The sequence below is a fragment of the Nocardia sp. NPDC050406 genome, assembly GCF_044459025.1.
In the GTDB taxonomy this organism is placed as follows: domain Bacteria; phylum Actinomycetota; class Actinomycetes; order Mycobacteriales; family Mycobacteriaceae; genus Nocardia.
In genome coordinates this window covers 1,709,159-1,721,802 of the sequence record NZ_JBITIM010000001.1, presented here as the reverse complement: position 1 = coordinate 1,721,802, position 12,644 = coordinate 1,709,159, and the positions used below count along the sequence as shown (strand labels likewise).

The following is a 12,644-nucleotide window of genomic DNA, read 5'->3' as shown; positions in this document are numbered from 1 at the left end:
GAGGCGGCAACTTCTTTCACCGGCCCCTGAGGGGTGTGCCACACTACAGACCGCGGTAACAGTGGGGTGGTGTGGTCCATGGTGAACAGTGAGCAGCGTTCCGGACGGGTGATTCCGTTCCGGAATCGAGCCGGGCGCGACGAGGCGGCGCTACCGACCGGGCGCTTCACCCGCGATTCTCGTTTGGCGGCCGTTCCGGTCGCCTACGCCGGTCGTCGCGCCGCCGGTCTCGGCAAACGGATGCTGGGGAAATCCGTCGCCGAAATCGATCGCGATATCCAGGTGCGCACGGCCCAGCACTTGGTCGAGGTATTGGGGGAGCTGCGTGGTTGCGCGGCGAAACTCGGACAGATCGCCTCGGTCTTCCGGATGGCCATCCCTTTCGTTCCGCTGGAATTCGGTGAGGTAGCCGGAGAGGCGCTGAGCCGCCTACAAACCTCCGCGCCGCCCATGATGCCCGCCCTGGTGCATCAGGTGCTGGCCGAGAATCTCGGACCCGACTGGCGGTCCCACTTCCAGCATTTCGACGACCGCCCGGCCGCGTCCGCGTCCCTCGGACAGGTGCATCGGGCGACCTGGCACGACGGCCGCGAGGTGGCCGTGAAGCTGTTGTATCCCGGCGCGCGCGAGGCGGTGGACTCCGACCTGCGTCTGCTGCGCGGCGTCTCCGGCGTGATCGGCGCGATCATGCCCGGCGCCGATGTGACGGCCGTGGTGGACACCGTCTGCGCGCTGGTCGGCGATGAACTGGACTATCACCACGAGGCCGCCCAACAGCAGGCGGCCGCCGACGCCTTCGCCGACGATCCGGAGTTCGTGGTGCCCTCGGTGGTCGCGCACCACGACGGCGTGCTGGTGAGCGAGTGGATCGACGGGGTCCCGGTCACCCGCCTCGTCGCCGGGGCCCGCCCCGAGGAGCGCAGCCGCGTGGGGCTGCTCATCTTCCGATTCCTGGAGGCCGCCTATCAGCGGGCCGGACTCATGTACAGCGATGTGCATCCGGGCAACTTCCTGGTGCTGCCCGACGGCCGTCTCGCGGTGGTGGATTTCGGTGCGTGCGAAGGGTATCCGCCGCATCTGCGCCGGGTCGTGGCCGAGGTCGGCGACGCGCTCTACAACGGCACGCCCGCCGAACTGGAGGCCGCGCTGCGCACCCACGGATTCGTGCTGCCCGGTCAGGAGTTCGATGCGCGGGAGCTGCTGCGCATCGCCGCGCCGTTCCGGGAAGTATTGCTGGACCCGGACTTTCGCATGTCCTCGGAGTGGCTGCGCGCCCAGGTCGACGTCATCGCCGAACTGCGACTGTCCAATATCTTCCGGCGCATGACCCTGCCGCCCGAACTCACCGCGCTCGCCCGCAAGGTGGGTACCACCATCGGCACGCTGTGTCTGCTCGGCACCGACGGGCTGGGGTCGGAATTCCTGTACTGGTGGCCGGAGTTGATCGATGTGGTGCGCCGCTACGAGGAGCGCGCGGCCAGCGGCGGCGGTCAGTAGCGGCCGAACAGGACGGCCGCATTGTGGCCGCCGAAGCCGAACGAATTGTTCATGGCGAACTCGATATTCGGGTAGCGCGGTTTCGCGGACACGATATCCAAGGCGATTTCGGGATCCTGGTTGTCGAGATTGAGGGTCGGGGGAATCACCTGATCGCGCAGGGTGAGCACCGAGATGATGGCCTCCAGCGCGCCGACCGCACCGACCGAATGTCCCAGCGCGGACTTGGGCGCGTAGACCGACGGGTGGGTGCCGATGGCGGCCGTGATTCCCTTGGCCTCGGCCAGATCTCCCATGGTGGTGCCGGTGGCGTGCGCGTTGACGTGATCGACCTCCTGCGCGGTCACCCCGGCGGTCTCGATGGCGCGGCGCATGGCGCGGGCGCAGCCGGTGCCCTCCGGATCGGGGGCGACGAGGTGGTAGCCGTCGGCGGTCAGCCCCGCGCCGAGTAGTCGCGCGAGCGGTTTCGCACCGCGCGCCAGGGCGTGCTCCTCGGATTCGACGATCAGCAGGGCCGCGGCCTCACCGAAGACGAAGCCGTCGCGGTCGCGGTCGAAGGGGCGTGAGGCGGCCTCGGGCTCGTCGATCCGCGAACTCAGCGCTCGCGCCATCGAAAACCCGGCAATGGCAACGGGATTGATATAGCCCTCCACACCACCGGCGACGACCATATCGGCCTCGCCGAGAATGATGGAGCGCCACGCGTGCACCAGCGCCTCGCAGCCGGAGGCGCAGGCCGATACCGGCGTCACGAGACTGGCACGCGCGCCGATTTCGAGACCGACCACTCCGGAGACGCCGTTGGGCATGCTCATCGGCACCGCGAACGGCGACACCTTGCGATAGCCGTGGTCGCGCATGGCGTCGTTGGCGGCCACGATGGTGTCCGCGCCGCCCAGGCCGGTGCCGATGCACACGCCCAGCCGGTCCTTGTCCACCTCCGGCGCTCCGGCGTTGTCCCACAGGCGTTTTCCCATGACATAGGACATCTGCTGCACGTAGCACATGCGCCGCTTGCGGACCCGGTCCAACTCCTCGGTCGGGTCGGCGACGAGTTTGCCGCCGATGGCATTGGGCAGTTCGTGTTTCGTGATGTCGGGGTCGGTGAGGGTTCTGATACCGCTCGCACCGGAGAGCAGCCCCTGCCAGGTGCCCTCGGTATCGGGCGCGAGGGAGGTGGTCATCTCCACCGCCGTCACCACGACATTGCGGAAACCGCCCGTGCGAGTGGAGAAGCTTTCCAGCGTGTGCACTCTGGTCTCGTCCTAACGTGGGGGACCAATTGTCAAGCGCGACAACGAAGTTGTGCGCCAGCGCCAGGGTAGCCCGAAAGTCGAGGGCCAGCAGGGTGGTTCGAACTCGAAGATCGCGGCGCACCTGCGCCCTGTCGCATCGTAACACCATTCGCTAGGCTGTCTCAGACAATCGAATGTAGGAGGGGCAGTGTCGACCGTTCCCGTGATTCCCCGCCGCTGGACCGCCGCGGACATTCCCGATCAGCGTGGCAAGACCGCGGTGGTGACCGGCGCGAACAGCGGCTTGGGGCTGCGCACCGCCGAGGCCCTGGCCGCCAAGGGCGCGCATGTGCTGCTGGCCTGCCGCAACGAGATCAAGGCCGCTGCGGCGCTGGAGACCGTCGCCGCCGCGGCCACCGGGCCCAAACCCGAAGTGCTGCCATTGGATCTGGCCGATCTGACCGCCATCCGGCGCGCCGGTGATCACGTCGACGTGAGTGTGGGCCAGGTCGACGTGCTGGTCAACAACGCGGGAGTGATGGCGCTACCGCGACATTCGCGGACCGCCGACGGCTTCGACGCGCAGTTCGGGACGAATCATTTGGGCCACTTCGCCTTTACGGCCGCTGTCCTGCCCGCGTTACTGCGCGCGCCCACGCCTCGGGTGGTGACGGTCTCGTCGGTGGCGGCGTGGGGCGGGGTGATCAACTGGCTGGACCCGAACTGGCGGCAGGTGTATCTGCGCTGGCTCGCCTACAGCCAGTCCAAGCTGGCGAACCTGCTGTTCACCGCCGAGCTGAACCGGCGCGCCCGGCAGGCGGGAACCGAACTCGTCGCGGTGGCGGCACATCCGGGACTGTCCGCGACGCACCTCTACGATCTCGGTGGCGAGCGTGGCGCACTCGCGACACTGGCGGGGTTGCAGCAGAAGGCGCTCGTCGCGCTGGCTCAACCCGATCGAATGGGCGCGCTGCCGCAGCTCTACGCCGCCACCATGCCGGACGTACCGGGCAACACCTACCTCGGGCCGGGCTTCGAGTTCGCGGGCTATCCGCGTCGCACGCTGCGAAATCCGCTGGCCTACAGCCGTACCCAGGCGCGGGCACTGTGGCGGTTGAGCGAGCGGCTCACCGGGGTGCGCTACGAGTGGCCGCAGCGGTCATCGATCGGGTAGGGCGGCGGCGATCGCCGTGGCCAGGTAGGCCTGACCGGCGACATTGGCGTGCAAGGGCACCGTCCTGGTGTCGGGGGACGGGCCGTTGACCCAATTGGCGCCGGGTGGTTGGCACATATCGTGTCCGGTCGCGGCGAAGACGTCGACGAAACGCGCCTCGTGCGCGTCGGCGGTGGCGCGCAGCGTATCCGTCAGGCGCTGCTGGCCGCCCTGGTCGAAGAATCCGTGACAGCCGCCGCCGGGCGGGAAATAGCGCAGGTAGGCGGTGAGCACCACGGTGGCCCGCGGTGCGCGCCGATGGATCTCGTCGAGGACGGCACCGACGCGCTGGCGGATGAGTTCGCGCTGGGCGTCGCTGATGACATTGACGTTGATGGTGCCGATATCGTTCGCGCCCAGAGTGACGGTCACCAGATCGGTGTCGGCGGTGAGCGCATCGAATTGCGGGGGATTCGCCGTACCGCCGCGGCCGGTCTGCGGGGTCGTCATGTGCTCGGTTCTGGCGCTGCTGCACGACATATCGGCGAACTCGGCGACCTTCAGCATGTGGGCGAGAACCGACGGGTAATTATCGGCGGCACGGCTACAGAAACGCGGGCTGCCGGGTTGTAGCCGGTCCACCGAACCGACCGCCGCCGACGAATCACCCAGCGCCACATACCGTTCGAACAGCGGCGCGGAGCGCACCGGAGCCGCCGCGACGGTCGTCGCCGCCGCGGCCGCGATGAGCACCGCCAGGACCGGCAGGCGGTGCGGTCGACTTGTCCGCATCGTCCCTCTTTCGCCGATTTACCCAGGGTAACCGCCGGTCGGGACACGCCACCTCGATCGTCGTACCCGAGTACGCTCGCGATGGACGAGCTCGCAGACAGGAATCACCACCGTGGCGAAATCCATGACGCCCCTGCAATTGTTGAGAGAACTCGAACCGGTAGCGGAACAGAATCTGAACCGGCACCTGTCCATGGCCAAGGAGTGGCATCCACACGACTACGTGCCCTGGGACGAGGGGCGAAATTTCGCCGAGATGGACGGAATCGACTGGGAGCCCGGGCAATCCAGGCTCAGCCCGTTGGCCAAGGCCGCCATGGTGGTCAATTTGCTCACCGAGGACAATCTGCCCTCCTATCACCGCCTCATCTCCGAATCGTTCTCCCGCGACCGCGCCTGGGGCGAATGGGTGAATCGGTGGACCGCCGAGGAGAACCGGCACGGCATCGTCATGCGCGACTATCTGGTGGTGACCCGGGGAGTCGACCCCGTGGCGCTGGAACAGGCACGCATGGTGGTGATGACCCAGGGCGTCGACAATCCCACCAATACCGGCGACAACGGCCTGCTGCACGGCGTGGCGTATGTGACCTTCCAGGAATTGGCGACGCGGGTCTCGCACCGCAACACCGGAAAGGTGTGCCAGGATCCCGTCGCCGACCGCATGTTGCAGCGGGTCGCCGCCGACGAGAACCTGCACATGGTCTTCTACCGCAATATCTGCGGCGCGGCGCTGGACCTCGTGCCCGACGACGCGCTCGACGCCATCACCGAGATCATTCGGAAATTCAAGATGCCCGGCGCGGGTATGCCGAACTTCCGGCGCAACAGCGTGCTCATCGCCAAACACGGCATCTACGATCTGCGCCAGCATCTCGAAGAAGTCGTGCAGCCGGTGCTGCGCAAGTGGAATATCTTCGAGCGCAACGACTTCGGTCCACGGGGCGAGCGGATTCGCGAGGAGCTCGGGGCATTTCTGGAGAAGATGGGCAAGGATGTGGTGCGGTTCGAGGAGCAGCGCGATCGCGCCCTGGCGCGTGAGGCCGCGCGGCGCGCGTAGCGGTGCCCTACCGTTGATCTCGACGGATTTCCCACCGCGAGGAGTGCCCATGAGCGTGTCGGAGAACAAGCCGTTCGAGGTTCCCGCCATCGATATCGGACCGTATGTGACGGGCGGGTCGGAGGCGGAGCGGGCGCGGGTCGCTCGTGAGCGCGCTCGTTCACCGGACTCGCACTCTCCGAGGACGATTACGGTCGCAATGTGTGGCCCGACGTCGCGGATTTCGAGGCGCGCGTCGAGGCGTACTACGCACACGCCGGGCGGGTGGCGCGGACGCTGACACGGATCTTCGCCGACGCGCTGGGATTGGCCCCGGACTTCTTCGCCCACCTCACCGACCACTCGGTGGATGTGCTGCGTATGAACAACTACGCGCTGCCCGACGGCACCGACACCGGGGTGCGGGAGCTGACCGGTATGAGCGAGCACACCGACTACGGCCTGGTCACCGTGCTGTGGGCCGATCAGGTCGCGGGACTCCAGGTGCTCGGCAAGGACGGCGTCTGGCACGATGTCGCCCCCGCCGACGGCGCGCTGCTGGTGAACCTCGGCGACCTCACCGCGCGACTCACCAACGACCGCTGGATGTCCACCCTGCACCGTGTGAAACCGCCCATCGTGGACGGCGCCATCCGCCGCCGCCGCTCGGCCGCCTTCTTCCACGACGGCAATATCGACGCCGTCATCGCCACCCTGCCCGACCACATCGACGCCGACGGTATGGCCTACGAACCAATCCTCGTGCGCGACCACATCCAGGCCAAACTCGCCGGATCCCGCCAGGGCCGCATCAATACCAATGCCGCCCGCGAGGCCGCCCGCGTCCGCGCCGCCGCACAACCCTGAATCGCCCGCCCTGTGGATAGCCACAAGTTTGTCCACAGCCCCGAATCTCACCCTGCACAGCACCCTTGCCGCTGCTACATTCGCTGGCAGACAAGGGGGTTTCCATGGGGGACACACTGCGCGCCGACCTCGACGCACTGCGGGTCATGGCCGCTGGCCTGCGCGCCGAATCCGACGCCATCAGCGCCATCGACCCGATAGACCTGATCGCCAAAGCCGCCCGCGCCATGTCGAATTCAGCGATAGGCGTCGCGGCGGCCGGTGTCAACCCACCCCTACGCACAGCGGTACACGACATGGCCGAACAGTTGCGCACCATGGCCGACACCGCCGAACACAGCGCCACCACCTACGAGGCCGCCAACCGCGCCTTCACCGATCAACTCGACGAATACCTACACGGCACACCGTGATTCGGGTCCGGCGTAGCCGCCCGGGCGCTGTCCTTCCGAGCACGGAAGCGGGGTAGGGAGGCGGCCCAGCCGCGGCCGCGTGGTAGCGAGGGAGGGCTGGTGCGCGCGACCGTATCGCAGGTTCGTGGATGGGAGCCTGCTGTCGCCGCCGCGGTGAGTGATGGGTTGGTCGCCGCGAATCTGGCCTTCGATACCGCCATGCGGCGAGCGGGCCGGTGTGTGGATGCGGCGCTGGAGGATTGGCGCGGGGACGCCGCGGCCGCCGCCGCTCTGCGCGCGTTGGACTCTCAGCTGGCGGGGAATCATGTCAGTGCGGTCGTGCTCGATATCGCGGACGCGTTCGCCGATGCCGGGAATCTCGATGAGGTGCGGTCGGCCGTGGTCGCTGTCGAGCGAGAGGCCCGCGCGCACGGGTGCGTGGTCGCCGACGACGGCAGAATTACGGCGCCCGAGGCCGATACGGGCTATCGCGCACTGGATCTCGCGCTGCAAGCCTGCTTCGACGCCAAGGCCGTCGAACTGCAAGCGCGCATGATCCCGCTCCTCGACACCGCCGGGGAGATCGACCGCACCGTGGCCGCGCAACTCGCCGAGGCCGCGGCTGCCCTCGCCGCGCTGGACCTGAATCCGCACGGCGCGGCCCTCGACCCCCGTGTGCGAGCCGTGCTCGACGGCACCGCCTTCCTGCCTGACGACCCATTCGTCATGCACGAACTCTGGGAGTCGCTTGCCCCGGCCGACCGCGACGCGTTGTTCGCCTACGACCCGACGCTCGGCGCGCGCGACGGAATCCCCGCCGTGTCCAAGGATTTCTACAACCGACGGCATCTCGACCACCTGCGTGTCACGGCGCGGGCCGAGTACGCGGCTCTCCAAGCCGCGCACCCGGATTGGGCCGACGGGTCGGGGCTGCCCGATACGCCCGAACAATGGCGGCAGGCCCGCGCATGGGAATCGGCCCGTGCCGAGATCGCCACGCGCCTCGCTGGCTACGACGCGGTCGCCGACCGACTCGCCGGTGGCGGGCCGACTCGGTTCCTCTACGGCATCGATGATCAAGGCCGCGGCGCGGTGGCGCTCGGCAATCCGGACTCCGCCCGCGATATCGCCACCTTCGTCCCGGGCGTGGCGGCCTCGCTGACGACCCTCGGTCAGGGTGTCGACCGGTCGCGCGCCCTGCTCGACGCGGCCGACCGCGCCGAGGAATCGGCCCGCACCTCGGTGATCGCCTGGTACGGCTACCACGCGCCGCCCGATCTGCCCGCCGCGGTGAGCTCGGACCGGGCCACCGACGCGGCCCCGGCGCTGGACCGCTTCCAGGACGGCTTGCGGGCCAGCCACACCGGGCCGCCGTCGCACAACACCCTCGTGGGCCACAGTTACGGCTCGACCGTGATCGGCGTCGCGCTCTCCGACGGTGGGTCCGTGGCGGCGGATGATGTGATCTTCGTCGGAAGTCCGGGGGTGGAGGCCGATCATGTGGGGGAGTTGCGGCTCGAGGGGGTGCCGGTCGCCGAGAACCGCGATCACGTCTTCGCGACCGCCGACCCGGCCGATCCGATCCCGATCGTCGGCGGGCTCGCGCACGGGGTGTCACCGACCGAACGTGTGTTCGGCGCAACGGTTTTCGAATCGGCATCGGGTCTGGGCGTCCCGCTGCCGCCGCCGTTCTCGATGCTGTCGAACCCCCGCGCGCACAGCGCGTATTGGGACCTGGACAACCCCGGCTTGGCCACCCAGGGCGAGATCATCGCAGGCCAGTACCCCCGCTGATCTCGTATTAAACGTTCACTGGATGATTGCTCTCGGTACTTTTCGGACGATTGACCGTGTTATGGTGCGTGTGATCCGGGGCACAGCGCCCATGCCGGACATTCGGCGCGGAATCTGATGAGGGTGTAGTTGGAAGGTTCGACGATGGTTATCACCGCTGGCGAGATTCCTGCGCAAGCGGATTCGTGTGGTGCTGTACGCGTCGACGTGATCGGTTCGGGCAGGACGTAGATGCGTAGCGACAGCATTCGACGCAAGTTCAAGCTTCACGAGGATCAGCGGCGGGCGAGTGAACTCCCGCGACTGCTCCAGGGGCTCGAGGTGCAGGGCTTCGTCCGCGCCGACGAGCTGCCCCAGCAGCTGCTCGACACCCTCGCGAATTTCGCGACCGCCACCGCGGCCCCGCATCAGCGCATCTACGCCGGAACCGCCAAACCCCGCATCGACGAATGGCACGGCGACCTGCTGCGCCGCGCGGGCATTCGGGACCGGTTCTTCCTGCGCACCGGACTCGAGTACTTCCCCTGGGCCGACTGCCGTGTCACCGACGAGCAGTGGCTCGACACCGTGCGGTCCGTCCTCGGCCAGAATCTGGCGTTCATCGCCTACGACCGCGGCTCGGCCGCGCTCACCCTGCCGGTGGGTCATGAGCTGCTCGGCTACCTGGCCGTACCGGTGCAGGGCCCCGGCGATGTGCCGACGGCCGCTCTCACCGCGACCGAGCCGGACGACTCCGACAATGCCGACCATGCCACCGAACTGCTGACTCGGATCGACCCGAACGCGCCGCTGTCCAGTTAGGCCGTGTCCGCCTGACACCCGAACCGTCCCCGCCCGGGCTACGTTATCCCGGTATCCGCGCGACGGAATCGAGGTGCCGCCATGTCGACCATCAACGGCTTACCCGCACACGCACTCCTGGTGCACGCCTTGCTCGTACTCGTGCCCCTGGCCGCGGCACTGCTCGTCGTCTCGGCGCTGTGGGCCGCCGCCCGGCGGCGACTGGTCTGGCTCACCGCCGCCCTCGCCGTGGCGGTCGTGGCGCTCACGCCGCTCACCACGGAGGCCGGAGAGTGGTTGCGCGGCAAGGTCGGCTCCACACCGGCCATCGAGGAGCATGTCGAACTCGGCGGCTCCACCCTGTATTTCGTGATCCCGCTGCTCGTGGTGGCGCTGATCCTGCTGCTCTGGCACTGGCAGGAGCAACGTGGCGCTGCCGTCGGCAAGGGTGCCGTGAGCGTCTTCATCGTGCTGGCGGTCCTCGCCGGGGTGGCGGCGAGTGTGCAGATCTACCGGGTCGGGGAGTCGGGTACGCGTGCGGTGTGGGGAGGTATCACCTCGGTCGAGTGAGCATCCTGCGATGAGGACGGCTCGAAATTTATGTTTGACACAAAAATAGTGTCAGGATAGGTTCGGGTCGTTGTCCCGTCGAAAGGAGTGCGCGCATGCGCAAGATTCGCTTCGTCCCCGCCGCCGAGACCATCGAGGTCGAGCGGCCGCGACCGGAAGCGGGCCAACTACTGATCCGCACCGAACTCTCCGGCGTCGGCATCGGCCTGGTGCGCATGATCGACGGCGGCAAGGGCGCCGATCCGGGCGGCGAGATCATCGGTGAGGTGGTCGAGGTCGGGCCGGATGTCGCGCCGAGCTGGCTCGGCAGACGCGTCGGCGGTGTCGTCTTCGCGGGGCTCTTCGCCGAATACGCGCTGGCCGCACCGCAATTGGTGACCGAGGTACCGGACTCCGTCCCCGCCGCCGATGCCCTCGGGTTGGTGCGCGGCGGCTTGGTGGCCCTGGGCGCGCTGCGGGCCGGTCGGTTCGCGCCGGGGGAGTCCGTACTCGTCACCGGGGCCGCCAGCGGCGTCGGACACCTGGCGGTCCAACTCGCCAAAGCCGATGGCGCACGGCGGGTGATCGCGGCGGCGAGCACTGCCGACAAGGCCGAATTCCTGCGCGAGTGCGGTGCCGACGAGGTGGTCGACTATGTCGGTGACTGGGGTGAGCCGGTGGATGTGGTGCTCGACGGCATCGGCGGCAAACTGGCAGCGCGCGGCGTCGCGGCGCTCGGACCGCACGGTCGGCTCGTCGCCTTCAGCGCGGGCGGCGGCACGGTCGAATTGAGCGCTCTGCTGGCCGATCTCAAGACCGTCACCGGTTTCTCGATGGGATTGCTCGGCCGGACGCAGCCGGAGCTGATCGACGGCTACCGCCGGGAACTGTTCGAGCTGTACGCCGCCGGGCGATTGCGCCCGCACTGCACGGTAGTGCCCGTGGAGCAGGTCGGGGAGGCCGTCGACCTCGTGGTCACGCGCCGCAATCTCGGCCGCGTCGCCGTCTCCTTCGCGGCCTAGCGCTCGCGGACGGGGCAAACCTGGACAGAGAAAAACCGCCGTGGCCCGGCACCCGGTCTGCGGGCGGCTGCCCGGCCACGGCGGTTCAGCACGGCTAGATCTTGCGGATCACCGTGACAACCTTGCCCAGAATCTGCGCGTCATTACCCGGAATGGGCTCGAACAGCGGGTTGTGCGGCATCAGCCACACCTGGGATCCCGTGCGCTTGAACGTCTTCACGGTGGCCTCACCGTCGATCATGGCCGCCACGATATCGCCGTTGTCGGCCACATTCTGCTGGCGGACGACCACCCAGTCGCCATCGCAGATGGCCGCGTCGACCATGGACTGACCGACCACCTTGAGCAGGAACAGCGAACCCTCGCCGACCAGTTCGCGGGGTAGCGGGAACACATCCTCCACCGCCTGCTCGGCCAGGATCGGACCACCGGCGGCGATGCGGCCGAGGACGGGTACGTAGGTCGGGGTCGGGTGCTCGCCGCTGTCCGGGGTCTCGGAGCTGATCGGGCGCAGCTGGGTCACGCCCGCGGCGCGCACGGCCGTCTCGTCCAGACCTCGAACATCCACGGCGCGCGGGCGATTCGGATCGCGGCGCAGATAGCCCTTGCGCTCGAGGGCGCGCAGCTGGTGCGCCACCGAGGACGTCGAGGTGAGGCCCACCGCATCGCCGATCTCGCGAATGCTGGGCGGATAGCCGCGGTCGCTCACCGAGGTCCGGATGACCTCCAGTACCTTGCGCTGGCGGACCGTGAGATCGGTCCCGCCGCCGGACGATTCGGTGCTGCCCTCGCCGACCGGTCCGTTGTCACCGTCCACGCCGCCGTGTTCGCTCACCGCCGTCGTCCTCCGTTCCCTGCTGTGTCTCACCGGAATTCGTAGCAACCGGAATTCGTGGTTCGACTCTAGACCGCGCGCGGCCCTGGATCAAACATCTGTTCGACGCATGTCTCGGAAATGCTTGGGTTTGTCGGTGGGGCGTGGTAGAAATTCGAACATCAGTTCTTCGAACACATGATCGAACCAGTCCGGTACATCAAGCATAAGCCCACCTTGGAGGTTTGTTCGATGCGCACTGTGGTCAGCGAATTCGATTCCCTCGGTAGCGATCTCGGCTTCGACACCATCCCGCGCGCCATTCGCGCGCACTTCGCCCCCGCGCGTGTCGGCGCGCCCGCGAACCGACCGGTCCTGGATCGGCGGCCGTGCGAGGCGCGCCCGCGCTCGGGCTCGGTCTCCTACGGTCGCGTGCGGACGCGCCGGGGCCACGTCGTGGTCCGCACCGAATCCGAGTCGCTGCCCGGTCGCCGTTCGCTGAGCCGCGTGCAGCGCGCCCAGGCCGGTCTCGCGGTCCTCGCCATCACGGCCCTGGTCACCGCGCTCGCGGTGACCGGCCTCATTGCCCTGGCCCAGCTGCGTGCCGGTGAATTCGGTTCGCAGACCGTGCCTTCCGAGATCGCGCCCGCGGTCCCGCGCTAGCCCTCCGCGCTTCCGCGGCGACTGGGGAAGGCCGCCGCGGAAGTGGT

The 12,644-nt window shown here is 68.3% G+C and carries 12 protein-coding genes and 1 pseudogene; 10 read left to right on the top strand and 3 right to left on the bottom strand.

What is annotated here, in order from left to right; translation table 11 throughout:
- Positions 1 to 78 precede the first annotated feature (78 nt).
- The gene (locus tag ACIBH2_RS08225; protein WP_397114764.1) at positions 79 to 1,497 is read left to right on the top strand and encodes an ABC1 kinase family protein; all 1,419 of its coding nucleotides are present in this window, start codon (positions 79 to 81) and stop codon (positions 1,495 to 1,497) included.
- Here the strand turns inward: ACIBH2_RS08225 and ACIBH2_RS08220 are convergent.
- On the bottom strand, positions 1,491 to 2,741 hold the full coding sequence (locus ACIBH2_RS08220) for a KasA/KasB family beta-ketoacyl-ACP synthase (RefSeq protein WP_397116892.1): 1,251 nt from the start codon (positions 2,739 to 2,741) through the stop codon (positions 1,491 to 1,493). The genes ACIBH2_RS08225 and ACIBH2_RS08220 overlap by 7 nt on opposite strands.
- Positions 2,742 to 2,958: 217 nt before the next feature.
- On the opposite strand from ACIBH2_RS08220, the gene ACIBH2_RS08215 reads away from it, so the two are divergent.
- Positions 2,959 to 3,906, top strand: coding sequence for an oxidoreductase (locus ACIBH2_RS08215; RefSeq protein WP_397116890.1), 948 nt, complete (start codon positions 2,959 to 2,961; stop codon positions 3,904 to 3,906).
- Here the strand turns inward: ACIBH2_RS08215 and ACIBH2_RS08210 are convergent.
- Entirely contained in the window at positions 3,892 to 4,677 is a 786-nt protein-coding gene (locus tag ACIBH2_RS08210; RefSeq protein WP_397114762.1) for an SGNH/GDSL hydrolase family protein, read from the bottom strand. The genes ACIBH2_RS08215 and ACIBH2_RS08210 overlap by 15 nt on opposite strands.
- 124 nt (positions 4,678 to 4,801) lie before the next feature.
- Between ACIBH2_RS08210 and ACIBH2_RS08205 the strand changes: the two genes are divergently transcribed.
- From ACIBH2_RS08205 to ACIBH2_RS08175, 7 genes and pseudogenes are all read left to right on the top strand, one after another.
- Complete coding sequence (locus ACIBH2_RS08205; RefSeq protein ID WP_397116888.1) at positions 4,802 to 5,737, top strand: acyl-ACP desaturase; 936 nt, start codon at positions 4,802 to 4,804, stop codon at positions 5,735 to 5,737.
- Between the two features lie 150 nt (positions 5,738 to 5,887).
- Positions 5,888 to 6,583: pseudogene (locus tag ACIBH2_RS08200) on the top strand (isopenicillin N synthase family dioxygenase); the annotation flags it as partial.
- A 104-nt stretch (positions 6,584 to 6,687) separates the two neighbouring features.
- A complete protein-coding gene (locus tag ACIBH2_RS08195; RefSeq protein WP_397114760.1) occupies positions 6,688 to 6,996 on the top strand; it encodes a hypothetical protein in 309 nt (102 codons plus the stop codon).
- Between the two features lie 99 nt (positions 6,997 to 7,095).
- On the top strand, positions 7,096 to 8,769 hold the full coding sequence (locus ACIBH2_RS08190) for an alpha/beta hydrolase (RefSeq protein ID WP_397114758.1): 1,674 nt from the start codon (positions 7,096 to 7,098) through the stop codon (positions 8,767 to 8,769).
- A gap of 231 nt (positions 8,770 to 9,000) precedes the next feature.
- Entirely contained in the window at positions 9,001 to 9,570 is a 570-nt protein-coding gene (locus ACIBH2_RS08185; protein ID WP_397114756.1) for a hypothetical protein, read from the top strand.
- A gap of 81 nt (positions 9,571 to 9,651) precedes the next feature.
- Positions 9,652 to 10,119: a DUF2231 domain-containing protein gene (locus ACIBH2_RS08180; protein ID WP_397114754.1), complete on the top strand. Its 468-nt coding sequence runs from the start codon at positions 9,652 to 9,654 to the stop codon at positions 10,117 to 10,119.
- A 95-nt stretch (positions 10,120 to 10,214) separates the two neighbouring features.
- Positions 10,215 to 11,120, top strand: coding sequence for a zinc-binding alcohol dehydrogenase family protein (locus ACIBH2_RS08175; protein WP_397114752.1), 906 nt, complete (start codon positions 10,215 to 10,217; stop codon positions 11,118 to 11,120).
- Between the two features lie 94 nt (positions 11,121 to 11,214).
- Here ACIBH2_RS08175 and lexA read toward each other — a convergent pair whose 3' ends face one another.
- Positions 11,215 to 11,937, bottom strand: coding sequence for a transcriptional repressor LexA (gene lexA / locus ACIBH2_RS08170; RefSeq protein WP_397116886.1), 723 nt, complete (start codon positions 11,935 to 11,937; stop codon positions 11,215 to 11,217).
- Between the two features lie 249 nt (positions 11,938 to 12,186).
- Between lexA and ACIBH2_RS08165 the strand changes: the two genes are divergently transcribed.
- Positions 12,187 to 12,597 (top strand): hypothetical protein, encoded by a 411-nt coding sequence (locus tag ACIBH2_RS08165; RefSeq protein WP_397114750.1) that lies wholly within the window; start codon positions 12,187 to 12,189, stop codon positions 12,595 to 12,597.
- The last annotated feature ends 47 nt before the right edge of the window (positions 12,598 to 12,644 follow it).

Bases quoted from the DNA above. Each gene is read 5' to 3' on its own strand.
- ACIBH2_RS08195 (WP_397114760.1), top strand. From the start codon at position 6,688: ATGGGGGACACACTGCGCGCCGACCTCGACGCACTGCGGGTCATGGCC.
- ACIBH2_RS08165 (WP_397114750.1), top strand. From the start codon at position 12,187: ATGCGCACTGTGGTCAGCGAATTCGATTCCCTCGGTAGCGATCTCGGC.
- ACIBH2_RS08185 (WP_397114756.1), top strand. From the start codon at position 9,001: ATGCGTAGCGACAGCATTCGACGCAAGTTCAAGCTTCACGAGGATCAG.
- ACIBH2_RS08210 (WP_397114762.1), bottom strand. From the start codon at position 4,677: ATGCGGACAAGTCGACCGCACCGCCTGCCGGTCCTGGCGGTGCTCATC.
- ACIBH2_RS08180 (WP_397114754.1), top strand. From the start codon at position 9,652: ATGTCGACCATCAACGGCTTACCCGCACACGCACTCCTGGTGCACGCC.
- ACIBH2_RS08175 (WP_397114752.1), top strand. From the start codon at position 10,215: ATGCGCAAGATTCGCTTCGTCCCCGCCGCCGAGACCATCGAGGTCGAG.
- ACIBH2_RS08225 (WP_397114764.1), top strand. From the start codon at position 79: ATGGTGAACAGTGAGCAGCGTTCCGGACGGGTGATTCCGTTCCGGAAT.
- ACIBH2_RS08205 (WP_397116888.1), top strand. From the start codon at position 4,802: ATGACGCCCCTGCAATTGTTGAGAGAACTCGAACCGGTAGCGGAACAG.